General features: G+C 34.8%; 24 protein-coding genes and 1 tRNA gene. 5 read left to right on the top strand and 20 right to left on the bottom strand.

All coding sequences use genetic code 11. The features are described from left to right. Window positions 1-16: 16 nt before the first annotated feature. The 3 genes from IGL28_RS05415 to ulaG are packed head-to-tail and all read right to left on the bottom strand — an operon-like array spanning window position 17 to window position 3,056. Window positions 17-1,507 carry a PTS ascorbate transporter subunit IIC gene (locus IGL28_RS05415; protein WP_010737417.1) on the bottom strand — a complete coding sequence of 497 codons (1,491 nt, stop codon included), beginning with the start codon at window positions 1,505-1,507 and terminating at the stop codon, window positions 17-19. A gap of 12 nt (window positions 1,508-1,519) precedes the next feature. After that, on the bottom strand, window positions 1,520-1,972 hold the full coding sequence (locus IGL28_RS05410; RefSeq protein WP_081129158.1) for a PTS sugar transporter subunit IIA: 453 nt from the start codon (window positions 1,970-1,972) through the stop codon (window positions 1,520-1,522). A 16-nt stretch (window positions 1,973-1,988) separates the two neighbouring features. Beyond that, window positions 1,989-3,056 (bottom strand): L-ascorbate 6-phosphate lactonase, encoded by a 1,068-nt coding sequence (ulaG, locus tag IGL28_RS05405; protein ID WP_081129159.1) that lies wholly within the window; start codon window positions 3,054-3,056, stop codon window positions 1,989-1,991. Window positions 3,057-3,273: 217 nt separating this feature from the next. Between ulaG and IGL28_RS05400 the strand changes: the two genes are divergently transcribed. Beyond that, window positions 3,274-4,038, top strand: coding sequence for a DeoR/GlpR family DNA-binding transcription regulator (locus tag IGL28_RS05400; protein WP_053766402.1), 765 nt, complete (start codon window positions 3,274-3,276; stop codon window positions 4,036-4,038). Window positions 4,039-4,202: 164 nt separating this feature from the next. On the opposite strand, the gene nagA is transcribed toward IGL28_RS05400, so the two are convergent. The 4 genes from nagA to IGL28_RS05380 form a co-directional block, all read right to left on the bottom strand. Next, complete coding sequence (nagA, locus tag IGL28_RS05395; RefSeq protein ID WP_010719415.1) at window positions 4,203-5,351, bottom strand: N-acetylglucosamine-6-phosphate deacetylase; 1,149 nt, start codon at window positions 5,349-5,351, stop codon at window positions 4,203-4,205. A gap of 74 nt (window positions 5,352-5,425) precedes the next feature. Then, window positions 5,426-6,262: a helix-turn-helix domain-containing protein gene (locus tag IGL28_RS05390; RefSeq protein ID WP_010719416.1), complete on the bottom strand. Its 837-nt coding sequence runs from the start codon at window positions 6,260-6,262 to the stop codon at window positions 5,426-5,428. A gap of 206 nt (window positions 6,263-6,468) precedes the next feature. Then, window positions 6,469-7,686, bottom strand: coding sequence for a pyridoxal phosphate-dependent aminotransferase (locus tag IGL28_RS05385; protein ID WP_010719417.1), 1,218 nt, complete (start codon window positions 7,684-7,686; stop codon window positions 6,469-6,471). A 143-nt stretch (window positions 7,687-7,829) separates the two neighbouring features. Further along, a complete protein-coding gene (locus IGL28_RS05380) occupies window positions 7,830-7,991 on the bottom strand; it encodes a hypothetical protein (protein WP_010719418.1) in 162 nt (53 codons plus the stop codon). Between the two features lie 68 nt (window positions 7,992-8,059). Between IGL28_RS05380 and IGL28_RS05375 the strand changes: the two genes are divergently transcribed. The 3 genes from IGL28_RS05375 (at window position 8,060) to IGL28_RS05365 (ending at window position 9,948) form a co-directional block, all read left to right on the top strand. Continuing rightward, window positions 8,060-8,142, top strand: a tRNA-Leu gene (locus tag IGL28_RS05375). 623 nt (window positions 8,143-8,765) lie between these two features. Next, window positions 8,766-8,975: a DUF378 domain-containing protein gene (locus IGL28_RS05370; RefSeq protein WP_010719419.1), complete on the top strand. Its 210-nt coding sequence runs from the start codon at window positions 8,766-8,768 to the stop codon at window positions 8,973-8,975. A gap of 355 nt (window positions 8,976-9,330) precedes the next feature. Then, window positions 9,331-9,948, top strand: a complete 618-nt coding sequence (locus tag IGL28_RS05365; protein WP_010737411.1) for a LysM peptidoglycan-binding domain-containing protein — start codon at window positions 9,331-9,333, stop codon at window positions 9,946-9,948. Between the two features lie 106 nt (window positions 9,949-10,054). Here IGL28_RS05365 and IGL28_RS05360 read toward each other — a convergent pair whose 3' ends face one another. The 10 genes from IGL28_RS05360 to IGL28_RS05315 form a co-directional block, all read right to left on the bottom strand. Next, a complete protein-coding gene (locus IGL28_RS05360; RefSeq protein WP_374220323.1) occupies window positions 10,055-10,873 on the bottom strand; it encodes a plasmid recombination protein in 819 nt (272 codons plus the stop codon). Window positions 10,874-11,255: 382 nt separating this feature from the next. Beyond that, entirely contained in the window at window positions 11,256-11,762 is a 507-nt protein-coding gene (locus IGL28_RS05355) for a hypothetical protein (protein WP_010737409.1), read from the bottom strand. Between the two features lie 304 nt (window positions 11,763-12,066). Further along, window positions 12,067-12,696 (bottom strand): hypothetical protein, encoded by a 630-nt coding sequence (locus IGL28_RS05350; RefSeq protein ID WP_010737408.1) that lies wholly within the window; start codon window positions 12,694-12,696, stop codon window positions 12,067-12,069. Between the two features lie 55 nt (window positions 12,697-12,751). Then, window positions 12,752-13,090, bottom strand: a complete 339-nt coding sequence (locus IGL28_RS05345; RefSeq protein WP_223603537.1) for an LPXTG cell wall anchor domain-containing protein — start codon at window positions 13,088-13,090, stop codon at window positions 12,752-12,754. 247 nt (window positions 13,091-13,337) lie between these two features. Then, on the bottom strand, window positions 13,338-14,810 hold the full coding sequence (locus IGL28_RS05340; RefSeq protein WP_010719424.1) for a helix-turn-helix domain-containing protein: 1,473 nt from the start codon (window positions 14,808-14,810) through the stop codon (window positions 13,338-13,340). A 381-nt stretch (window positions 14,811-15,191) separates the two neighbouring features. Then, window positions 15,192-16,676, bottom strand: coding sequence for a helix-turn-helix domain-containing protein (locus tag IGL28_RS05335; RefSeq protein WP_081128655.1), 1,485 nt, complete (start codon window positions 16,674-16,676; stop codon window positions 15,192-15,194). Between the two features lie 391 nt (window positions 16,677-17,067). Next, window positions 17,068-18,390: a dihydrolipoyl dehydrogenase family protein gene (locus tag IGL28_RS05330; protein WP_081128657.1), complete on the bottom strand. Its 1,323-nt coding sequence runs from the start codon at window positions 18,388-18,390 to the stop codon at window positions 17,068-17,070. Next, a complete protein-coding gene (locus IGL28_RS05325; RefSeq protein WP_034700339.1) occupies window positions 18,377-19,342 on the bottom strand; it encodes an ABC transporter ATP-binding protein in 966 nt (321 codons plus the stop codon). Before IGL28_RS05325 ends, IGL28_RS05330 begins: the two co-directional genes overlap by 14 nt. After that, the gene (locus IGL28_RS05320) at window positions 19,339-20,877 is read right to left on the bottom strand and encodes an ABC transporter permease/substrate-binding protein (RefSeq protein WP_081128659.1); all 1,539 of its coding nucleotides are present in this window, start codon (window positions 20,875-20,877) and stop codon (window positions 19,339-19,341) included. The genes IGL28_RS05325 and IGL28_RS05320 overlap by 4 nt, the downstream gene beginning before the upstream one ends. A 450-nt stretch (window positions 20,878-21,327) precedes the next feature. After that, window positions 21,328-21,615 (bottom strand): hypothetical protein, encoded by a 288-nt coding sequence (locus tag IGL28_RS05315; RefSeq protein WP_034700338.1) that lies wholly within the window; start codon window positions 21,613-21,615, stop codon window positions 21,328-21,330. 127 nt (window positions 21,616-21,742) lie between these two features. Between IGL28_RS05315 and IGL28_RS05310 the strand changes: the two genes are divergently transcribed. Further along, on the top strand, window positions 21,743-22,408 hold the full coding sequence (locus IGL28_RS05310) for a YitT family protein (RefSeq protein ID WP_438843909.1): 666 nt from the start codon (window positions 21,743-21,745) through the stop codon (window positions 22,406-22,408). Between the two features lie 39 nt (window positions 22,409-22,447). Here IGL28_RS05310 and IGL28_RS05305 read toward each other — a convergent pair whose 3' ends face one another. The 3 genes from IGL28_RS05305 to IGL28_RS05295 all read right to left on the bottom strand — a co-directional run bounded on the left by IGL28_RS05305 (window position 22,448) and on the right by IGL28_RS05295 (window position 25,353). Further along, on the bottom strand, window positions 22,448-23,500 hold the full coding sequence (locus tag IGL28_RS05305) for a zinc-binding alcohol dehydrogenase family protein (protein ID WP_081128663.1): 1,053 nt from the start codon (window positions 23,498-23,500) through the stop codon (window positions 22,448-22,450). A 72-nt stretch (window positions 23,501-23,572) separates the two neighbouring features. Continuing rightward, a complete protein-coding gene (locus IGL28_RS05300; protein WP_010737399.1) occupies window positions 23,573-24,307 on the bottom strand; it encodes a hypothetical protein in 735 nt (244 codons plus the stop codon). 98 nt (window positions 24,308-24,405) lie between these two features. Then, complete coding sequence (locus tag IGL28_RS05295; RefSeq protein WP_034700335.1) at window positions 24,406-25,353, bottom strand: LacI family DNA-binding transcriptional regulator; 948 nt, start codon at window positions 25,351-25,353, stop codon at window positions 24,406-24,408. Window positions 25,354-25,853: the final 500 nt, after the last annotated feature.

Here is a 25,853-nt window from a genome sequence, read left to right as displayed (position 1 = left end):
AATTTTATTGTTGTATTTAATTCTCGTTGTGATATTTTTCTGCATATTGCTCATAATCATCGACGATCAAAAAGTACCCGTCTGGATTTTTACGGTATTGTAATTGTGGAATAATCAATAGCCCAACCACGACTAATGCGATACCAACATACCCCAAAAACTTCATCATTACAGTAAATAATGGCCAAGCAGTGGCCCAGTCAAACATACCGAGATAGCCACCATATTTTGACATGCCGATCCAAGTTGCAAAAACGGCCGATCCACCAACTTGAATGATTCCAGAAAGAAATGGGAACAGACAGGCGGCTTTGAAACCACCTCGATTGTTGGCAAAAACTGCGATAACTGCATTGTCAAAGAACAGTGGAATAAAACCAGCAATCACGATGGTTGGTGATTTGAACAAAATGAGTAAGGCAATCATCAAAAATTGACCTAAGGCACCAAACAAGAAGCCAATGGTTACGGCGTTAGGTGAACCAAAACCAAAAGTAGCAGCTACGTCAATCCCAGGAACCGCACCTGGTAGGATTGTATTTGAGATCCCTTGAAAAGATTGTGTTAGCTCATCCACGAAAGTACGGACTCCTAATTGTAAAATGGCTAGGTAGACAGCAAAATTCAATGATGTTGTCATAATATAGAACAAGAAACTTTGTCCTTCTTGCATAAACTGTGCTTGAATCAAATAATCTTTTCCTAGCACTAACAAAATAATTCCAAAAAATAAAAGCATTAATAAAGAAGTTGCTACCATATTTTCATTAAATATAGATAAAAAACCTGGTAATTCAATATCTTCCAATTTTTTATCCACTTTTTTAGAGTGTTCTTTTTTTTGATCACGTTTCTTTAAAAACTCGGCTAACTTCGCAAATATATAGATACCAAACATTTGCTGATGTGCCACAGAAAAACCAGCGCCCTCGGTTAACTCCTGGGTGATACCAACTGTTAAATTAGAAGCTACTGCCCAATAACAGCCTAAAATCAGTCCCATAAAAATCAGAACTTGAATTCTTCCTAAAGAGGGAAAACAAAATAGTAATATCCAAAAAGCAGTTGCAGATTGTTGGATCTGAACATTTCCAGTTGTAAAAACCGAACGTAATTTTGTATATTTTTGAAAACGAACGAGTAAGATATTCATAACAAAAGCAATCAAAAGTAAAATCATGACATCCCCAAATGTACGACCAAATGTTTCCTCTAATCCAGAGTCAACGGCATTTTGTCCAAAATATGGATCGGTGACCATCGCATCCAGATTAAACCGTTCTTTTAAACCTACTAAAATGGGGCGGAAGTTGTTTACTAATCCTCCTGAACCAACCGTCAAAATGAAGTAACCGACTGTTGCTTTCAAGAAACCAGCAATACACTCATAAAATGGACGTTTCAAGAGAATGTACCCTAGCAGTACAATAAAACCAATCAGATAAGCTGGTTGAGTTAAGATGTTTGTAGCGAAATAAGTCCAAATGCTCAATAAAAAATCAGCCATTCTTTTTTCCTCCTATAAGTTATACTCTTGCATCACCACTCGATAGTCTTCAATCGAATCGGTATCTGCCAAACGATCAATTAGCCCATCTATCATCAACAACTCAGACAATTTTTGAATATTTTCCATATGCTGATCTACATTTTTGGCTGCTAAAGTAAAGAATAAACTTGCTGATTTTTCTTCTTGGTCGAATTGAATGGGTCTTTTCATTTTAGTGAATGATATAGCTGTTCCATAAACTCCTTCACTATCTGCTGATGAATGTGGCATTGCCACTTTGGGAACAATCACGATATAAGGACCATGTTCTTCTACACATTGGATGATTTCATGTACGTAACTTTGATCAATCAACTTTTTATCTAATAATAGTTGACAGCTTTCAGCAACAGCTTCCTTCCAATCAGTAATTTCTTTATCGGAATATTTCACCAAGCCTTGATCCAAAAAATATTTCAACATGTTGTTAGCCTCTTTTCTATAAGAATGACGGGAATGGTGTATCGTTTTCTACAGAAAATACATCCTCAAAACCACGGTAGAAATTAAATTCCAGGTCGTCTTTGTTCGTTGGATAGGTAAACTTGCCTCCTACCTGCCAGATATATGGTTTAAAATCGTACTTCAAGCGATCCTTTTTAAACTTCCATATTTCGGTAATTTCTTTTGGATCAGCCATAAAATTTGCCCAGATATCATAATGAACAGGGATGACTACTTTAGCCTTTAATGACTCAGCCATTCGCAACATATCGACAGAAGTCACTTTATCCGTGATACCTCGTGGATTTTCACCATATGCACCTAGGCAAACATCAATAGTATGTTCGTTCCCATGTTTCGCAAACATATTAGAATAATGAGAGTCTCCAGCATGATAAATATTTCCACCCGATGTTTCAAATAGATAATTCACAGCGATCTCATCCATTTCTTGAGGTATTTTCCCTTTTAAAGTTTCCTCTAGATCTTCACAAGTGACTAATGCTGTACGGTCAAATGCTTCTAAAGCAACGATAGTTACATCCTCAATTTTGACTTCATCTCCTGGTTTGACGATTATCGTTTTCTCTTTTGGAATTCCCCAGTTCAACCAAGTATTTACTACTTCTTGAGGACCAATGAATTTTGCATTCGGACAATTTTGATGAACAGCAGCTGCTGTATTGATATCCAAATGATCCGAATGGATATGCGTGACAACTAAAGCGTTTACACTTTTCATTTCAAAAGGGTCAATCACAAAAGGTTGCGTCCGCAAGTTCGGTTGCATTTTTTGAACCCCACTCATTCGCATCATCTGATGCCCTTTTTTCATCATCCCATTTCCATGACTACGTTTACCTGTCCCACACCATAAATCACACAAAATATTTGTCCCTTTATGCGTCTTTAACCAAATCCCGGTACAACCTAACCACCACATCGCAACCGTTCCTTCTTTTACTTCTTCTGTTTCGATCTCTTCATTCAAGTAGGTACCCCATTCAGGAAATGTTTCTAAAACCCAATTTTCTTTTGTGACATCATTGACATGTTTGCTCATTGTAATTCTCCTCTCAAGAACTTTCTTTTGTTGACATCTAAATCATAATATGCAACGACAAACATGAAAACCCTTTTATATGACTGTTTGTTATTTATATGATCGTTTTTGTAAGTTAATTGATTTTTTTAGTATGATATATATAGTTAATAAACTTTATATGAATCTTTGAAGCAATAAAAATCATATACATAGGCAACAAATAGGAGGGTAAATAATGAAAAATTCCATTGTCAATATTGAGAAGCGTCAAAAGGATATTTTGGAGCGATTACAACAAAAAGAGCAAATGACAACATATGAGTTAGCTGAATCTTTAAAAGTCTCTATTAGTACAATACGCAGAGACCTAAATTTATTAGAAGAAAAAAATGAGATCATTCGTCATTACGGGTTCTGTTCTTATAATTATGATAATCGTACAGACTTTGATCAATCTGGACCAGAACGACTAAAACAATCAATCGCTCGTGAAGCTTGTAAATACATCAATGATTATGATACCGTATTCATCAATTCTAGTTCTACTGCACTTAAAGTGGTTGAATATGTACGTGCCAATCACCTGACAATTGTCACAAATAACGTAAAAATCACTTACTCCCCTCATAAAGAAAACTGCAATTATATCTTGACTGGAGGTGAGATGCGCTTTCCAAAAGAAGCATTAGTGGGCGATATCGCATTAAATACCATTTCTTCAATGAATGCTGATGTCTGTATCATTGGTTGCAGTGGCGTATCGCTCGATAATGGCGTAACAACTAAAATCCTCAATGAATCAACGATCAATGAAATGATGATTCGTCAAACGTTTAAATGTAAAATTCTAGTTGCTGATCATCGTAAAATTGGTTTAACATCAAAATTTAAAATTGCAGATATTTCTGTTTTTGATTATTTGATTACTGACAAGTTTTGTTCTGAAAAAGTAATTGCTGAAATCAAAAATGTTGGGGTGAAAGTCATCCAAATCAGTTAAAAAAAAGCCGGTGTGAATGGAACAAGGTTCTGTCCCAACCACATCGGCTTTTGCTTATTTACGAATGATGTTCAAATAAAATGACCTGATCCATTAAGTCAAAGCTCTTCAAATCAGCCTTTCAGCGATGGTTCGCTCTTACTTACTTAATAACAGTCTTTTTATTAAGCGTGATAACGTTCTACACCATCTAGGTATGTTGCTTCTAAAGTCATATCTGGATTCAATACGATAAAATCAGCGTCCCGTCCTTTTGCGATCTTGCCACAAGTATCATCGATCTTGCAGCTGATTGCTGGTACTAAGCTTCCCATCATCACAGCTTGTTCAGGTGTAGCTAATCCCCAGTCTACTACATTTTTGATTGCTTCTTTTAATTTCAAGATACTTCCTGCTAAATTACCTGATTCTAAGCGAGCAGTTCCATCTTTCACGACCACTGGAAATTCTCCTAAATTATAATTGCCATCAGGCATTCCACCAGCCATCATGCAATCAGTGATCAATGCCACATGGTCATGACCTGCTTTTTCCATTAAAATTTGAGCAGCATTTGGATGAACATGATGCCCATCACAAATCAATTCTGAAAAAACATGTTCTAGCGATAGTAGCGCACCAACCATTCCAGGTTCACGATGATTTAATCCACGCATGCCATTATACGCATGGACAAAGACACTGGCTCCTGCTTCTACTGCCTTTTGTGCTTCATCGATCGTCGCATTACTATGACCCAATGAAACAACCACGCCTTCATCTGTCACTTGTTTGACAAACTCTTCAACGCCTTTTCGTTCTGGGGCTAGGGCAATTTTTTTGATCAGTCCGCCAGAAGCTTCTTGCCATTCATGGAAAGTATCAAGATCAGGGTCTCCAAAATAACTTGGATTTTGCGCCCCTTTATGTTCTTCCGTAAAGAATGGTCCTTCAAAATAGATTCCTTTAATTTTTGCTCCAGGAGCTTCTTGGTACATTTTTCCAATTGTTTCAGCTACATCTTTTAAACGTTCTTTACTTGATGTTAAAGTAGTTGGTAAAAACGATGTTACTCCACAAGAAAGCAATCCTTCTGACATTGCTTTCACACCTTCTGCATCATTATCCATCACATCATGGTTCATATAGCCATGAATATGCGTATCAACTAGACCAGGAGCGATCCATTTTCCGCTTTGATCAATGATATTGACTTCTCCTTCAGGTGTGTTTTGGGTATACTCCCCAAAAAGACCATCAGTGATTTCAAGATAACCTGCATTTTTGACACCGGATGACAAAAAGAATTTGTCTGCGTAGATAAAAGTTCTCATTCTTCTCTCTCCTTTGATTTTCTATCCTAAAGGTACTCTTATTTTGGAGATAAGTCAAGAATGGTCTACACCATTTAGAGACTTTTTGCTATTTTTTTAACTGATTGTGCCAATTCTTCATAAAAGAGAGCTTTATTGATTTCACCTTTCTTTTTATAAATCAAACTCTTTAAAATAAATAAATCGTTAAGGTAATAATAACTATTTTTATCTTGCGCCCACCGTATTCCTTGATTTACTTGTTCTAAAGATAGTTCAATTTCTCCTTGGTGCAACAAAAAGCTTCCATAGTTATAAAAAATTTGAGTAAACTCACTTTTGGTTCGATCTTGGATCGTCTCTTGGAAGAGTTGGATACTACGACTTAAATAGTACCTAGCTTCCGCAGTTTTGCCAGCTACGCCATAGATTTTGCCAATGCAACTGACTAGCTGGATCTCAACATCCGTCACTTGTGTTCGATCTTTTAACGTCGAATAGGAGAGCGCTTCTTTTAAATAACTAAGTGCTTGAGTAATATTTTTTCGTAATGTAAATTCACAGACGCCTAAATAATAATAATATTTTTGAAAATCCGCAGCTTCGTACAAATTTTCTGTAACCTCTGGCGATTTTAACACTTGTTCCAGCTTGCGATAATCTCGTTGCTGAAAATACAAGTCTGTTAACTCAAAATTCTTTAAGACCGCTCGAATTTTCCCATGAGATAAACGCATGACATGATCGATCGTTACGCCTAAACGTTGGCAAATTTGTGCCATTACAACAACATTTGGTAGCTCTTCATTATTTTCAATTCTGCTTAAAACACTCTGTGAACAAATATCTTGCGAAAGCATTTTTTGTGTCATCTTCTGTTCTTTTCGAATTTCTTTTATGATTGTACCAAAGGAAGCGACCAACGTTTCCATAAGCATCCTCCTTCAAAATATGCGTATTCGCATTATACCAATATTTTACTTTACGGAAGAAGAAACATCAAGAAAAGTCCTATCAAAAACTTGTCCGACTTTTTTCCTTCCTTATTTTTGATTTAGCTAGTGATTATTTCATCTCTCACACCAAAAAGAGCCAAAACTTGAGTTCGGCTCTTTTGAGTAAAAACATCCATGACAGGCTATTTTTGTCGGTAAGTCGATAAAAATTCACGCATTTTGACAGCAGTCGTTTTCAGATCATCCATCTTTGGTAAATAAACGATTCTAAAATGATCCGGTTGATGCCAATTAAATCCCCCACCATGAACCAGCAAGATATGATGTTCATGTAGGAAATCTAAAACAAACTTTTCGTCATCTAAAATATTGAAACGCTTCGTATCAATCTTAGGAAAAATGTAAAACGCTGCTTTAGGTTTTACTGCAGAAAGGCCGGGAATGTCATTAATGGCATTGTAAATAAATTCTCGTTGCTCATAAATACGCCCACCAGGTAATAATAATTCATCCACACTTTGATAACCACCTAATGCCGTCTGAATGATTTGCTGAGACAATACATTGGAACAAAGACGCATCGAAGAAAGCATGTTCAATCCTTCAATATAGCCTTTAACATGTGATTTATCTCCACTCAACACCATCCAGCCAACACGAAATCCTGCAACACGATGGGATTTAGATAAACCATTCAACGTCACGACAAATAAATCTGGTGCCAGGGTAGCGATTGGAATATGTTCTAAACCATCCATGACTAAACGATCATAAATTTCATCAGAATAAATAATCAATTGATTTTGACGAGCAATCTCCACGATTTGCTCTAAAATCTCTTTTGGATACAATGCTCCAGTTGGATTATTTGGGTTGATGATCACGATTGCTTTTGTTCTACTCGTTATTTTTGATTTAATGTCATCAATATCAGGATACCATTCTGCTTGTTCGTCACATATATAATGAACAGGTTTTCCACCAGCCAGTGATACTGAAGCCGTCCATAATGGATAATCAGGCATCGGAACTAAAACCTCATCCCCATTATCAAGTAGACCTTGCATACACATTGTAATCAGTTCGCTGACTCCATTCCCTGTATAAATGTCGTTGATCGTCACATTGGGGAACTTTTTGATTTGACAATATTGTTCAATCGCTTTTCTTGCTGAAAAAATGCCTTTAGAATCAGAATAGCCTTCTGAATCTCGTGCATTCATAATCAAATCACGTATCACTTCATTTGGCGCTTCAAATCCAAAGGGGGCAGGATTTCCAGTATTTAACTTTAAAATACTGATCCCTTCTTCTTGCATACGTTCGGCTTCTTCTAATACAGGTCCACGTACGTCGTAGCTTACGCCTTCTAGTTTATTGGATTTTTCAAATTCTCTCATAACGCTATCCAATCCCTCATTTCAAAATAAACAGAAATTTCTGATTTTTTATTTTTTACTTATTTTCAATATCATACTCTATCCCTCTAAAATTTACCACAATTTTAAGTAAAACCATAAGAAATTTTAGTTAGTTTTCAAACTCATTTCCGTCGATATTCATTGAATAAATTCGCACCCCAGTCCATAGCAATTCCGCAAATAACACCCAAAAAAATTCCGGCAGACAAATCTTTCAATACAATACCAAGAATTAGCCCAACACTCATTCCTAAGATAGAAAACTCCCCATCATATTTTTCCACTTTTTCTCTCCCTTTTCATCTTGACATCTGCGGAAATACTCGCTATCATTAATTTATTGTTATTATACGCAGACGTGATGGAACGGCAGACATGCAAGATTGAGGGTCTTGTGAGCATACGCTCGTGTGGGTTCAAATCCCATCGTCTGCATCAATGACTAGTCGTAGAGCATTCCGTGCTCTACGTTTTTTTGTTTTCTTATTCACGTCTTATTAATAAACTTACTGTTCGTTATACTAAACGACCTGACTTCTGATAATTTTACGCATAAATTCTTCTTTCTATTTTACTCTTCCTGTTAATTTACTGCTAATGATTACCATGGACAGTTCCTTCTTATGTTTCATAAGATAGCTTTTTTGATTATTTCTCCTTATTACGATTAAGCAATGAAATCAGTATTGTTTTATCTGCATGCCTTCTATTTTGCCCATCTTGATCATTTTTTATACTTACAACCTATGACCTATACTGTAAAAGAATTATGAGAACGATGAATATTAGGAACCATAATTGAACTCTTATTCAATCGATTCTTTTAAATAGTGTAACGCTTGTTTACAGTTCTTGAATCCTTTTGCTTTCCATTGGACATTTCTCTTTCTTGACCTATATATTTCATTTTTTTCTCATCATCAAACTCGTATTCTTATAAATAAAGATGACATTACCAGCTTATAACCTTATTTTATAAGCTTAAGCAGTATTTTAGTACTAATATAAAAATTAGTTTATAATTAGAGTATGTCAAATATGGAGAGGAGAAATAACAAATGAAAACTTTAGACATTATTGCTTTAACATTGTTGATCGTTGGTGGATTAAATTGGTTATTGGTTGGTTTATTAGAATTTGATTTAGTTGCTACTATTGCAGGTGGATCTACGACAATTCTAGCTAAAGCGATCTATATTATTGTAGGAATTTGTGCTATTTATTGTTTGAAATTCTTTCCACTTATTACAAATAGAGTAGAACGATAATTTTTTAATTATCCTCTGTTCCTAATATAAATAAAACAGTCATGAGTGTTAGTTTGTATGCTCATGACTGTTTTTATTTATATTCATGTAAGCGTTATTCGAGACAAAAGAGAGATTTTTTCTACAAAAAAACGTGAGATTAACCTTTTCTTAATAACTAGACATCTACTCTTTTCAGAGACATTATGCTTGATTTTACGACAAAGAAATCGCTTTCGATTACATATGTTACTTCAAGTATTACAAAAAAGGTAGATTTGTCATAAAGCTATTACCTATGAAATATATCCCCATGGTAAAGTATTCCTCGTTGGTCACAACAAAACTATTTTTAAATTTACGAAGGAGCTTTTACATGAAATCACTTAAAACATTACTATTAGGAACAACTTTGACTGCCGGCGCACTATTCTTTATGGGAACATCTGCACATGCGGACGAAGCTTATACCGTTCAATCAGGTGATACGCTATCAACGATTTCTCAAAAATACGTTGGTGATAACTCCTTGATCCAAACTATTGCAGAAAAAAATTCAATCTCAAACATCAACTTGATTTATTCAGGTCAACAATTAACAATCCCAACAGGCGAACAAGCAGCAACAACACAAACAGCTTACCAAGCGCCTGCTCAAACAAAAACAGTGGCTGAACAACCAGTGAAGCAAGAACCAGTTCAACAAGCAGCACCTGCTCAACCAGTTGCTCAGGCAACGCAAACAGCGGCACAAGCAACACCAGCGACAACGAATACAAGCTCAGCGAAAGAATGGATCGCTCAAAAAGAATCTAGCGGTTCTTATACAGCAACAAACGGTCGTTACATCGGACGTTACCAATTAGATTCTTCTTACTTAAATGGTGACTATTCAGCAGCAAACCAAGAACGAGTTGCTGAACAATACGTATCTTCTCGTTACGGCTCATGGGAAGCAGCTAAATCTTTCTGGGAAGCAAACGGTTGGTACTAATATAAAATAGCTTGTTTAAAAAGCGAAGGTCCCTCTTTAGGATCTTCGTTTTTTTTACTAAGCAAAGCGTAAATGAAAAAAATTGGCAGAAATGGTATCCTTTCTGTCAATTTTTTTGGTAATTTCGATTTTCTAATTCCAGTTTGGCAAATGGTGGTTCGTTCATCGTGTTTTTTGAACAGTTGTGTTTGTCTAACTGCTCAAAATTATTTTTTGTTTCTTTCATGACGTTCAATAAATAGTTGTTCTCTGCTTTCAATCGTTTCACTAATGAATTCAAATAATTGTTTTCTTTATGTAATTCGTCTATTGTTTTACTCTTTTCGTCTGTCATATGATTTGAGTAGTTGTCTGTTTCTCTTCCTGGTTTCTTCATCCCCACCTCAGAAGGCAACAACGAGTGGTGAAGCAATTTAGTATACAGTTCTTTGTATTCCTGATACTCAGCATTCAATTGTTCTTTCATATGATCATTTGTCGATTTTTTTCGATAGATGGATGTCTTATTTTGTTGAAGAACTGCTTCTAACTTTTTGAGTAATTCTGTTTCTATTTCACAGTTTTTATATTTGGACATAATATAAGCAGAATTGAGACGTCCTTCTTTCATGGGTATTAGGCCAATATGTAAGTGTGGTTTCTCTTCATCAAAATGAACATGTGCATAAATGATATTCGATAGACCGTATAGTTTTTGAAAGGTTTGAACAATTTGTAAAAAAAATAGTTTTGTTTCTCTTACTGATAATTTTTTTAGTGCCGATTCTTTAAAGATGATTCGCCATTCAATTAATATTGTCCAATTAGAATGAATCGATTTTGTTGAAGATAAATGGGTCAAATATTTTCTAATGATCTTTTTATAGTCAATAAATTTCTTATTTAAAACATCATAATTTAAAGATGTTTTATCTGGTTGTACAATACTTGATTCAACTATTTCTCTTTGATTATGTCTTTGGACTTGTTCTAATTCATAAAATCGATAATCCGTTTTTTCTAATTTGATTGATTTAATAGTTCTGCCTCCTTACTTTCTTCTTACTATGTGAATCTTTCAAACAAGTAAATAAACAACGTTTTCATCTAAAGTTTAGTTAATTCTATCCGAAAAAACAAACCGAAAAATTCCTATTTCTTGGTAATTATGTACTTTTAGTGAAATAAAAAAGGACCCTCTTTAAAGGATCCCAAGTAAACCAGTTAAAACAAAACCTACTTCGTGAATTTTCGAGTGAACTAAGATAATAAAGCAAGCTTTGGCCCGCCTCTAAATAACTATTTTTTATTATGCTAGCTATGATTCGTTAATCAATACGGAGTGTTCCATCAATGGTTGTTGTATTGATTAGTTCTTTTTCATCATATACTTTATAATATATCTTTATGCCATGCGTACCCGAGGAAGGCATATTCTTGAAAGCAACCGATTCAATCCCATTGTTGGGTGGAATCAATCCTGAAACATATAATTTTTTTTGATTAGATGCTAAATAGTATTCTACTTGTATATTATAGGAGTTGACACCCACATTACGTACATCCACGTGGGCTTTTCCCTCTTTATTTAATTCGATTTCATGCTTCAATACAATCCGAACATTGTCTTTATCGACTTCTTCCTGCATCTTTTTTAATAATTCGCCATTATTCAACTGAGTGATGTTCTCATCAAAATCTGGCAATCCTGTAACGACTTGAGGGGGAGATTGATTAAAATAGAAGTATCCACTGATCCCCAATATCAAAAGTACTACAGAGAAGGTTATCAGGATATATGTGCTTTTTTTTCTTTGTTTTGCTTTATGTGCCATTTAAAAATCTCCCTTTCTGATAAAATCAAAAACAAATCGTCTCAACCAGATGGATAAAAAAATCATTCGTTAAGCATTTACTTTTATTTTTTTTCAAACAATCCACAAGTTTTTTTGTTGATCAACTAGTTTCTTTCGTTCCAACAGTTTATACTTTCAATGATTAGCAGAACTCCAACTATTTGGAATCCTGCTAAATGGTATTCTAAGACAGTCATGTCATTGTTACTATGTGCGAAATTCCCTGTTTATTCTGCTGGGAATTCCAATAATATATGATATAAATGAAACAAATCACGCTTTTTTATGATTCAGTATCTTTTAAAGCAGTGAAATTAAACGTTATTTCGTAACTTGGTCTAACCACTTGATTTTCTTTAAATCCTTCAGCGATTTTTCCTTCGAATTTTAACGTTTTAGATGAAGATTTATCTAATTCTGTTAAATAAGTAGGGCTATTAAGAAATTGACCCGCAACACTTTGTAAACGGACGCCCGCTTCATTTGTTGGCGTAAAGTATAAATCTTGTCTTACACCCGATTGACTTTTTTCTTCAAATTTTGATATTTCAATCTTGACTCTACGTGCACTAGAATTATTTGTTACGGTATAAATAGGTGATAAGATATTAGGAAGTGGCTGGCCATCATCTGTTACCGCATTTGCATAACGTACTTTTGTAGGTACAGTGATGTCAACATAAGATACATCTTCCGGTCCGACCGGATCCCATGGACCAATCCAGCCATCCACTCCAATTTGTGCATTATCTTTTCCTTGAATAGTTGCGCTGTCATCCTCAGGGTCACTTAATCCAGGAATCCAGCCTAATTCATTATCTTTAACTGTTTCTGCACTTGCATTCATTGTTCCAATCCCAAATCCACCTAATAAAATAGATGATACTAGTAACACATTTGTCAACTTCTTCATTATTCTGTCTCTCTCCTCGCTGAAAACGTCTCACAACATTTCCATAAAAATAAAATTACATGATATAGTTTTTTTCTCGATTGAGCTCAATCAACATAACCGTTGAGAAAAGGGATACAATTGTTCCAAGTAACATCATATAAACGCTCAATTGTTCACCAGTTTGTGGAAGTCTCACTTTTTTTGAAGAACCTGAATCAGATGGTGTGATCGTTATAGTTGCTTTTTCTTTGGTTCCTGCGTCACTTACGTTATCAATTGTACTGGCATCTGCGTCCGCATCCCATACTCCTATTATTGCTTCAACTTGAATCGTTTGTTCATTTGTGGTTTGTGCATGACAGTTTGTTGTAATGAAAAGACTAACCATTAAAACACCTATCAAATAATACATCACTCTTTTTATTTCGCTCTTCACCTCCAATACTTTAACGACGCAACCTCCACAATAATATTATCCGTAAAAATAAAATAGAATGAAAACCAAGTTTTACCGATAGATTGGTAAATACCTTTTCCATTAGTAATTGTTATGTAACAAAAAGATGATTAGCTTAGAACATCTAAAAAATAATACTTAATTTTTAGCCATATCAGTTGATAAGCGGAAACTTTTCCGAAATTTATAGTCATAGTGCAAACTAACTATCCATACTGGAATTAACTTTTATATGGTAATAATCAACTAATTTATTAATGATATCTTCATCAAAATAACTAGACATCCCAATCGTTGGAATACCGAAATGGTCAGGCGAATATACATCTGTTAAAAGGCAATCGAACTTTTGTAAATAGCCCTTTTGTATTTGAGTAGTAGGATCGAGTATCTCAATTTTGATATTATGTCTAAAATAAAATTGAATTTCCTCTTTGAGCATCCGCATATGATCGTAAGAGCTATCCAATAAAAGTGCTACATTGATACTTGCTTTACTTTCTCTCACGCGTACCCATAGTTCAGACCAAGAAGTTAATAATTTGAAGATGGATTGCTGGATCATTTCATCTAAGTAAGATAAAAATGGATTACCAAGAGAAAAGTAAATATCAAAAAATTCATCTCTTAATGCGGTAACTAACTCAGGACTTACCTTCAACGTATTTTCAAAAAAATCCGTTTTTTTATTGTATAAAATATAAGTAGGTCGCACCGAACTCATGGTCGTCCAATAAATATCATGAATCAATTTATCTCGATTCTCGCAAAGTAATCCAAAACGTTCTTCCAGCAAAGTAATCACATAGCCGATCTGTTTCTTTATTGAGACCGAATCGATTTCAACTCCTTCTGAATGAAAGCGAGCGATTGGATTAATTGGCTGATGGAATTCATAAAATAATTGCTGAAGATTTTCTTTTACACTTTTGATGCCAAAGACATTATGTATTTTTTCTACTAGTTTTTTTTCGTTCATTAGATGTGTAAAATGAAAAGGTATCTCGTTAACTTCTAATTGATAGCCTTGCTTCAATCGTGTAAAACAGACATACAATTGAAATTTTAAATTTCCCAAAAATAAATGATGGTCATTGTTCACAATTGCCCATATCGTATTTTCTTTGATGAATATATCAATGATCTCTGAAATCAAATTTCTTTCTTCTTTTTGTATCAATTTTTCGGGCAAATGATATTTCTCAGAAAAATATACTGAAAAGAAGTCTCTGATATTCCCTTCGTTTCCGATAATTTTGATTTGATTGGTAATTTGAAAATCGAAAAACCGGATTTCTTGATTGATTCGATTAATTACCCTTGATACCTGAGTTTCTGAAATATAAAGCAAATCACTAAGCTCTTCTTTAGAAGTAACTTTTCCTAGGAAAATCGTTTCCAGTAATGTGTATTCTAGACTCTTTTCAAGAATTTTTGAATAGATAAATGACTTAGGCGTTGTGATATCTTTCTTTAAAATGATTCCTGCTCTAAAAGAAGTTTCAATTGATAGAGGCTCAATCATTTCGTTGACTTGAGATAGGTCATTTCGAATGGTTTTTTCTGAACTATCAATTTTTTCAGCTAATTCCGCAGTCGTAATCCATTCCGTATTCCAAAGGATTTCTAAAATATTCAATTGGCGTCTCAAACGCCCGTCTAATATTTCTCTCATTTCTATTACATCTCTCCTCTCCTAACAGATAAATACTCCTTGTTTTATTTTTAGCATATCCCAATCTTTAAAAATAACCTTAATATACCGAGCCCTTGGTAAAATATCTTTCATAATCTTTTATTTTTTCCAACGATCCATTGAGTTGTTCGTGATGCAAAGTAAAAAAATAGGAGACCAAAGACAATCATTCATCTCGGGTCCCCTTACTAGGTAGATCTATGCAACAAACAGAATCGTTTTCACTAAATAGCACGCTCACTTTTTTTATAGTTAATGTAACGATAACTGCTCTTTGGATGTTCATTCGGAAATACTACTATGATTGTTACTGTATCGTTCAGCCTCTTTCTCAATATGTATATTCAACTTGTTTTGCTTTTAGATGAGTATATTCTTTCTAAAAACGTGTAATTCTTCCTTTTTGTTGATCAAAAAATGATGTAGTTTTTTGACAAATTCTTCTCCAAAATAATTAGGGACGCCAATAATTTTCACATCTCCTAGATCGCCAGTATTAAAGCCATTGGTTAGGACACAATCATAGTGTTTTAGCTGATTCACAGAATTTTGTGCTATTGGCAATAAAATATCAACTTCATATGTATTTCTAAAATGATATTCGATTTCTTCTTTTAGCATTTTTAAATGCCCGGCTGGTGCATCTAATAGCAATGCAGCGTGGATTTTAATCGTTGGCTTACGTATTTCCGAACGAAATTCAGACCATTGTGAAACTAAAGTATAAATGGATTGATAAATCATATTTTTTTTATCTAGAGAATGAACGGTTAGATCGTCATAAATTTCACTGAATTTAGCTTTCAAATTTAAAACGATATCTTGTCGATCATTCATTAATTCGCAGACAAAATCTTCTTCAACGTTATTTAAAATATGCGTTGGACCGATCGTACGAAATATCCGCCACATAACGGCCTGAAGTAGAGCTGTTTTGTTCTGGCATTTAATCTTAAATTCATAGCTAACTTCCAAAATCAGATTTTCCAGTCTTGTTTGTAAGATCGATTGACTAGTCCCTAGTTGTAAGCATCTTTCATTTAATTTGAATGGAGCATGAAAATACTCAAACAGGTTAAACAAAACTTCTTCTGATAGTTCGATACCAAACACAGCTTGCCACCTTTTGTTTAATTCTCGATCTCCAGTAATCATAGAATAATTAAAATAATCTTCCTCTTGTTTAAAGAATGAGCTAGATTTACAACGATAGGCAGCCACCCATAATCTCATTCGCATTTTATTCAATAAAAAATGATGTTGATCATCCATAACCATCTTCTCTTTATTTTGTTTATAAAAAATATCAAGTACTGTATCAATCAGTTGAAATTCTTCTGTTTTAAAAAGTAAATCGGGTGAAAGATATTTTTCATAGAACAAACTAGAGAAAAGTTTACGGATATTTTTTTCGTGACCGACCAATTTTAAATCATTTGTGATTTTTATTTCGTATTTTTTCATTAAAATATTCATTTTATTATGTAATCGATTGAGTTGTGTTTCTGAAATAAAGAGCTGATCGCATAGTTCCCCTCTTTTCATCATGGGATTGATGAATATCATTTCCAACATTTGACATTCGACACTTTTTTGTAAAAAAAGCGAATAAACATATGATTTTGAAACACCTAAGTCTTTACTTAAAAAAACGCCATATTTTACCGAAGTCTCTATTTTTAAAGGTTCAATTATTTCATTCAGTTGTTTGATGTCTGTTCGTATCGTTTTTTCAACCCCACCTATTTTTTTGACGATCTCTGCAATCGTCAGCCATTCGTTGCTCCAGAGTAACTCTAAGAGTGCTAGCTGTCTTAAACTTTGTTTCGTTAGTAATTGCTTCATTTTCCCCTCCTAATCCCTCAAAATTTACAAACGCTTTGTTTTCTCTATTCTCCTCTATTATTAATTTTAATGTACGAAAATAAGTATGTCTACCATTTCATTAAAATATAAGTATAATAATATTAAAAAAGTAGTGATCAACCTATAAGATTCGTGCTTTTCTGCGAGGTAATATTTTAATAAAAATAACACTCAAGATATCTATTATTAAAATATTTACTACCGAATCTTTTAGAGAACTCCATAAAGAGCCTTTCACTAAAATAATCTTTTTATCATTTTCACTACAATAGAAAAAACGCCTAAATTCGAGGACATTTTCAGCCACAGATTTAAGCGTTTATTTTTTTATATTTAATCGTTTTTTTACATAATCAATACACTGTATTTTTTATTTCAATAAATAGGATAAATCACTCGCTACCGTTGGATAACCCATGATCCACTGCTCTAATTCTTCTTTTTTTGTATGTTGACTGATCAATAAATTCAAATCATTGATTAAATCATCTGCCTGTTCACTAAGGACACTGGCACCAATCAAATACCCAGCTTTGTCATAGATCATTTGGGATTTAGCAAGTGGTTCATTCACACGATGATAGGTAAACCAATTGGTCATATCAATTTCTACTACTTCTTCTTGTCCAGTGAGTTGTTTTTTTGTTACTCCGACCTGAGCCAATTTCGGACTAGTAAAAACGATCGTAGGAATGGAAGGATAACTAATTTTTTCTTTAGTATTTCCTAATACATAGTTTGCAACATAATTTCCTTCAAAGGTAGCAACTGGCGTTAATTTTGGCTCTGTCCGTGAGATGATATCCCCGCAAGCAAAAATCATTGGATTACTCGTTTGAAGATAGTCATTAACAACAACACCATGTTTCGTTGTTTCTACCTTCGCCTTTTCCAGGTTTAGTCGCTCAACATTTGGCTGTCTTCCAGTGGCACAAAAAATCGCATCTGCTTGTAGTTCTTGATCGTTTGACTGCAAGGAATAGTGCGTTCCTTCTTGAATGATTCGCTGTGACTCAAAATCAAAAACAAATCGAATCCCGGCTGCTTCCATTTGTTTAACTAATTGTTTGACCAATTGTTCGTCAAATGCTTTTAATGGTCGTTGATTATGGTGAACGATCGTGACATTGCTTCCTGAAGCATGAGCGATCATCGCTAATTCAAATGCAATATAGCCTGCACCAATAAAAATAATGTCCTGAGGCAATTCACTTAATGATAAAAAGTCAGTACTTGTTTGTAAAAATTCATTCCCATCAATAGGTAAAATCGATGGTCGTTGACCAGTAGCAAGAATGAAATGTTCAGCTGAAATTTTTTCTTCTCCTACCATGATCGTATTTTCATTGATAAAGCGTGCTGTTCCAGCTAGATAATCAATGTCAGCTGCTGCTAATTCTTTTTGACGATTCTTTGAAACTGGATCTGTAAAACTGCGCTTAAATGCTTGTAGTTCTTGCCAATCAACAGTTGGTACTTCGCTGAATCCTTTACCCAACAACTGTTCAATTCGTTTTCTTGCTTCCACACTATTTAGTAGAATTTTTTTAGGGTCACATCCTCGATTAGGACAAGTACCACCCCAAAGATTTTCTTCGATGATCAAGACGTTCTTCCCTGCTTTTTTTAACCCATAAGCCACGCTCATACCAGCTACGCCAGAACCAATCACAACTTCATCATATTCTTTCATTTTCCCTTTCCTTTCTAGATAAATAAGTGAAGATATCTTTTCTTGTAATCTCCCCTAGATTTTCCTCATTTTCTCGAATATTTACTGCTTCATGTTGGATCAATAATTCGAATACTTCAGTCAGCGGTGTACTTAAGTAAACATCTGGAAAATCCGCTTGATGAAGTCCTTTGCTGTAATCGTCAGCTACGATCAGCTCTTTTACTGTTTGTTGTTTTTGTTGAATCGTTTCATCAAAAAAGCTCCGTACAAATTCATTTTTAGGCTGAGTCAACAACTGGTCGGGTTGGTCACATTGAATTAATTCGCCCTCTTTCATGACAGCGATCCGATCTCCTAATTTTATGGCTTCATCCATATTATGCGTCACAAAGACGATCGTTGTGCCTAATTCTCGATGTAAGGAAAGTACAAGGTCTTGTAAAGAAGCTCGAGACAAAGGATCTAAAGCACTAAATGGTTCGTCCATCAAAATAACTTCTGGGCTAGCTGCCAAAGCACGGACGATACCGATCCGTTGTTGCTCTCCACCGGATAATTCCTGTGGCATTCTATTTCGATAGATTGTAGGATCAAGTCCGACTTTCTCAAGTAATTGGTCAGCTATTTTTTCTCTTTTTCTTCTTTCCCATCCTAGCATTTCTGGAATAACTTCGATATTTTGTTGGACAGTCATAGTTGGAAACAACGCAATTTGTTGTAAAACATAGCCCATTTTCCACCGCATTTTTTGTAAATCATAGTCTTTTAACGATTTACCCTTGAAGAATATCTCCCCTGCGCTCGGCTGAGATAGACCATTGATCATTTTAAGCGAGGTCGTCTTCCCGCTACCAGAGGGACCCACCAAAACAAAGATTTCCCCTTGTTCAATCGATAAGTTTAGTTCTTTAATTGCATATTTTTCGCCAAATTTCTTTTGGACTTGCTTGAATTCTATCAGATTATTCATTTATTCCCCTCCTTCAGTAGTCCTTCTTTTTCCAAGAATGCATGCGCTACTTCCGCAGGTTGTTGTTTTTCTACATTCACTTGATAATTCATTTCAATCATTTGAGATTCTGTTACTTTGCCAGCGAGCTTGTTTAGAGCTGCAACGATTTCTGGATGTTCCTTCGCAAAGGCATTGGTCATCAAAGGAGCTCCTTGATAATCTGGAAATAATCCCTGGTCATCTTCTAAGGTGACAAGGTCATATTGTTTTAGATCACTATCAGTCGAATAAGCATCTACTACATTGACATCTCCGTTATCGATGGCTTGATAGCGTAAACTTGGTTCCATACTTTGGACACTTGGAAAATTAAGCTTGTAAAGTTCTTGGATTCCTTTATAGCCATCCGAACGATCAATAAATTCTAATGTGAAACCGGCTTTTATCTGATCTTCAATCTTTCCCAAATCAGAAATGGTTTTTAGCCCATTTTCTTTGGCAAATGATCGCTTCACCGCTAAAGCATAGGTATTTTGATACGCCATTGGTTGAAGAAGTGTCATTTCAAATTGTTCACCTAATAAGCGATTCGCTTGATTATAGGTTTCTTTTTCATTCAATTCTTTATTTTTTAAGTCATCAGGTACTTTAACTAAGCTTTCTAAAACAGTTCCTGTAAATTCCGGATAAATATCGATCTGTTGATTCTCCAATGCACTAAAAAGAAAACTGGTTTTGCCGAAGTTCGGTTTTAATTCAACTTCAACATCTGAATTATCTTCAATTAATTCTTTATACATTTGAATCAAAATATCTGGTTCTGAACCTAATTTCCCAGCAATTGTCACCTTATCTTCTTTAAAGAGTCCGCTTTGATACAAAGATATTCCACCGATTCCCAAAAAGATAAGCAATAAAGTGATAACTGTATATCGAGGTTTCAAATGTTGAAGAAGTCTGATTAAACTACTGAAAATAATCGCTAACAAAGCTGAACTGATTGCACCGATCAGAGTCAAAACTGGCGTATTTCGATCAATTCCTAATAAGATAAACGTTCCTAAGCCACCGGCACCGATCAATGCTGCTAACGTTGCTGTTCCAATGATCAAGACAAGGGCTGTCCGAATACCTGAAATAATAACAGGTAACGCGATTGGCAATTCCACTTTGATCAACCGTCTCATGCGTGACATACCAAAAGCAACTGCTGCTTCTTCAATGGATGGATCAATTTCACTAAGTCCGATATACGTATTTTGAAAAATTGGTAATAACGCATAGATCACTAATGCAATCAACGCTGGCACTGTTCCGATTCCAACGAAGGGGATCAACAATCCTAATAAAGCTAAAGATGGGATCGTCTGTAAAACACTGGTTATCTGCAACAATACTTCTGCCATTTTTTTATGGTTCACTGCCCAAATAGCTAATGGGATTGCAATAACAATCGCAATCAATAAGGCAATTAATGAAATTGATAAGTGCTGAAATGTTGCGGAGATCAATTCTCCTTTTCGCTCATCAAGCGTTTGAAAAAAATTATTCATAGGATCTTCCTTTCCATTCTAATTTAAGTATAAACATAGACGAAAAAATCCCCAACTAAGTTGTCTGAAAAGAACAAAAAAGATGCGTACTTCATCATTTGTAAACCCAACATCCCGGCAATTCTTAGAGTATGCTTCAAACTAGCAATGAAGTCCTTAATCAATAAATGGAAAGAAAATGGAAAGAAAGAGGAAATTTATTTCTTCAAACTCTATGTATTTCTTTTATATAAAAAAAGACACATCTCACGAATTTGAACGAGAAATGTGTCTAATTTATTTGAATATAAAAAAACAGCCAGTAAAGCAGAAACCTCGTGGGGGAGATAATTTTTACTGGCTTGTTCATAAATTATTATACTGTAAGTTTTGTCCAAAGATAAAAAAAAGTAATAAATGATCGTTTTAGAGTCATAAACGTTCAATTTTTCTCGAAATTCCTATTTTTTCTTAAATGACTAGCTGGTTTGCTCTTTCTTTCACTCCGTATAATGGATAAAATTCTTGACCTTTTTGATACAAAATTTCTTTTTCACGATTTTTCATCAAGAAAACAAGCAACTCTTTCATCGGCAGATTGGGTTTATTTGGTTCAAATAAAAACACACATTGAGTCTCACCTTTTTTTTGAATACTCGTCAAAGCCTGCAGATTATCATGAAGATCACAATAGATGCCTTTATACTCTCTTTTCGTTGGAGAAGTTGTGATGAGTGTTAATAGATCAGCTGCTCGCATAGTTACTCCTTTCCTTGAACATCCTTTAAATGTTGAAAAAAATTTTCAAATTATCTATTGAAGATTCTTAACTAATAAGTATAATAAAGAAGTTGCTGAAAATTTTCAAAAGAAAAGAGGTTTGAGAATGAAAAAAATAAATCTATTAATTGATCTGGTTGGTATCAGTTTTGGCGCTGCACTTTATGGTTTAGCTGTGACCGGGATCAATATTCCTGCTAAATTAGCAGATGGTGGTGTAACTGGGATTGCCCTTTTACTTAATAATTTATTCGGTTTTACTCCTTCCATTACATCACTTATTATCAATTTACCATTGCTATTGGTTTCATTATTCATTTTTGGTAAGCAGGCTTTTCTGCGAACGATTGTCGGAACCTTTGCCTTAGTGTTCTTTTTACATTTGTGGGAAGGACTAAACGTCCATTTTGCTGTCCACAATCTTTTACTCAATAGCCTGATGACTGGTGTATTATCTGGTATCGGTTGTGGTCTGGTCTTTCGCTTTGGTGGAAGCACTGGTGGAACAGACATTATTTACCAAGCCTTTGAAAAATATTTCCATATCAAGATCGGTAAAAGTCTATTCTTGATTACATTTGGTATCTTGGTTGTTTCTTTATTATATCTGGATGTAACACATTTTGTTTATACCTTACTCAGTTGCTCCATCTTATCTTATACGTTAAACAAAGTGAAATATCTCGAAGTAAAAGGTTCTCTCAATCCTTTTTCTGCAAATCGTTCAAAAGAACCTTTTGATACTCTTGATTCTGCAGAACAATTTGAATAGCATTCTTAAATGATTGGTTAGCGACTGAAAAGTATATTTCTACTTTTCAGTCGCTATTTCGTTACTAGCAAAACCTCCAGTAATCACTACTTTACCATGTACTTTTCCAGTCTCTACTTCTTTCGTTGCCTGCTTTAAAGTCTCTTTGCTGATGCCTTCTCTGTATACTTTTCCTAAAGTAGTATGGATTTTTTCTTCTTCTACCAATGATGTCAAATGTTTTAATATTTCCCCTTGTGTCTCGATTAGTTGACCATAATCCGTTTTAGTAAACATATACTCCCATTCAAATGAAACAGATAAATTTTTAAAACTTGCAATATCGATTGGTCCATCAAGTCCTACGATCAACCCAATTTTCCCCATAGGTTGAATCATTTCTGCCAGCTCAGTTAGATAGGGACGGATATCATGTAAAACCGCTACGACATCGACGGTGCTTATCCCAACCTTTTCTAGTTGAGGCTTTAACTCTTGATGGTAATCAATTGGATGATCGACCCCATTTTCTTTTAACCATTGAAAGTTTTTGGGGCTGGCTGTCGCAACCACCTCTAACCCACTCCATTTTGCTAATTGTGTGAGAATCGAACCGACACCTCCAGCACCGTTGATGACCAATATTTTTTTACCTTTATTCGCTGATTCTTTAGGAATCAATTGAAATTTCTCAAATAAGAGTTCATAGGCGGTGATCGCAGTTAACGGTAATGCTGCACTAGCTTCGTCCGTGAGATTTTCTGGTGCTTTTGCCACAATTCGTTCATCTACCAACTGATATTCTTGGTTACTACCTGGTTGTTTTGCTGAACCAGCATAATAAATACGGTCTCCTATCTCAAAATTTTCAGATTGGGGACCTTTTGCAACTATTCTCCCTACCGCATCAAATCCCAAAACAGTAAAAGACTCTTGTTTTGGCGTCTGCATTCTAAATTTTACATCCACTGGATTCACTGAAACCGCTGAAATCTCCACCAATAACTCCCTTTTTTTAGGAACCGGAGTTTCTGCCAACTTTTCTAAAAAACTATTTTTGTCAGTCAATGGTAATCCCTCATAAAACCCTATTTGCTTCATTTGTTTTTTCATAGAAACCTTTCCTTCTTTCTTTATACAAAAAGACCTGGATCAATCCACGAAAGGAGTTATCCAGGCTTTCCATTATTTAAAATAGCTATTTTCTCCCAAAGAATTCCCTTGTTCTTCTATCAATCCTTTTAATGATCTTTCTAAAACACCATGATTTTTATCTTTTCTTTTTGATGTCGCACTGAGTGGTTCTTTCTCAGCTTTGTTAAAAGGTTGTACAGAAGGAGAGCCGGCTTTTTTTGTTTGGTAAGGTACCGGTTCATTATCAAATAACAAATATGAATCTTTCATTTTTTTCATTGAATCAACTAGTTCTGCGTCAGAAATACTAGATACTTTTGGATCAGGAATAATTGATGCTGGCACATACTTAGGTACAAAGTAAGAACGCCCACGACCATTTTTTTGTTGGTTCGATGTATAAGCTTTGGTACTTGTGTGCTGCTCTTGACTCTTCTGACTATTCATTGAATCAGCCGCTTTTCTCGTCCGCTGATTAGTCAATGGGCGATTACTTGCTTGATGCGTATGATAATCAGGAAGCTGTTCTTTGTGTCTGACTAAATTTTCTTTTGGAATTGTTGATTTTTTTGAATTGCTCAAATTTCGACGTTTGCGTTGTTCTCTAGCATCGCCTTGAGCAAAGTGAAATTCTTGCATTTGCTCAAACATTGGTTGATTATTGTTTTCGGTTAATAGATCATCCTGTCCATCAAATAAAACACGCCTTTGGTTTTTTGCTAGTTTGACGCCAATTTCGTCATCATAGGCAGGAAAACGAAAATGTTTCCGTCTAATTTCATTCATTTTAAACCATCCTTCTCATAAATGGAACTTTTCTCAATCATAGCATAATTTTTTCATTTTCCATAGTAACCATAACTAAATTTAACCTCTTTCGACGGTCATCTGGTCGTTTCTCGAATGACCAATTCAGGGAAAAATCGACGGTATCCTTGACTTTCTCCTTTTTCGGTAATTTTTTTTAACAACATTTCACCACAAACTTCACCCATTCGTACGATATCTTGTTTTACCGTAGTTAATTTGGGTGAACTGATTTGGTCTAAAAATACACCATCAAAGCCAATGACTCCAAAATCTTCAGGAATTTTTCCCTTTTCTTTAGCAATACCTCTTACAATCCCTAAAGCTAGTCGGTCAGAGCTGCAAATAAAACAAGTCTTTGGTTTAATAGTTGACCAATGATCGGCAAGATATTTCTCTGCCATTGTCGAATGATTTGGGAAACGTAATATTTGTGGCTTCATGTTGGCTGTTTCCATAACTGAAAGGTAGCCTGCTTCTCTTGATAACTCAAATGGCTCATCCTCGTCAATCCCAATATAAATAATGGTCTCGTAACCGCATTCCATAGCATATTGTGAAGCCTTTGCTGTGCCATAATGATTATCGCTATCTACATAATCATAGCCAAAACGATTTTCACCAAAAAGGACGACTGGTTTTTCCAATCGGTCGATCCAGTCAAAATCTTTTTCTCTCACCCCTGTAATGATGTAGCCGTCGCAAGACCCTACGTCAAATGCATCATTGGTTACCAACTGCAAAGAATAGTGCGCTTTTCCAATACATTTTGCAATTCCCATCAATAAATTCATATAATACGGTTCTGTTGTATCAATCTCTTCAAGGATGAAAAGTTTGATGATTTGTGACCGATTAGAAACGAGTGCTTTTGCTGCAATATTGGGGCGATAATCTAATTCTGCCATCGCAGAAAAAACTAATTCTTTTAACTCATCCGTTACTTGTTCCGGGTGATTGATGACACGAGACACCGTCATTTTGGATACATTTGCTTTTTTAGCAACATCAGCTAATGTTGGCATAGGTTGCTCCTTTCACAATAGAAAACTTTTTTCTGTTTTCTACCATTATAGCAAACTTGAAAGCGATAAAATGTAGAAATATCGTAAAAATCATCTGCACGCCAGCATCTTTTTAATAAAAGTTCACTAGAATCGAAAGCCAGTTACTCCATTTTATTAGAAAAATGTACGTTATCTCCATCTATTTTCTAGTTTCAGATATGAACTAGAAAAATAGCAAAGAATGAGACTAAGCCAAAAATAGCCTCCTCTTCTAGTATCTCTAAAACAAATAAACGGTGTTTAAGGAGCAACAACTTCAAAAAATTTGCCGAAATTGACTAAAAATTTGAGAAACACCAAGTAAGTATCCATCAACAGCAAAAACCAGTGTTTGTGTTTCTTGTCAATTTTTGGATATTCTTTCGTATTTCTTGATGCTAAACGCTTTTTTCTCAACCTCAACTTTGCTTATTTCATAGCATTGTTTGCTTCTCTCATACCTCTATTATTAAAAATTC

It is taken from the genome of Enterococcus sp. AZ077 (assembly GCF_051714965.1).
In the GTDB taxonomy this organism is placed as follows: Bacteria; Bacillota; Bacilli; order Lactobacillales; family Enterococcaceae; genus Enterococcus_B; species Enterococcus_B hirae.
This window is presented reverse-complemented; position numbering and strand designations above follow the sequence as displayed.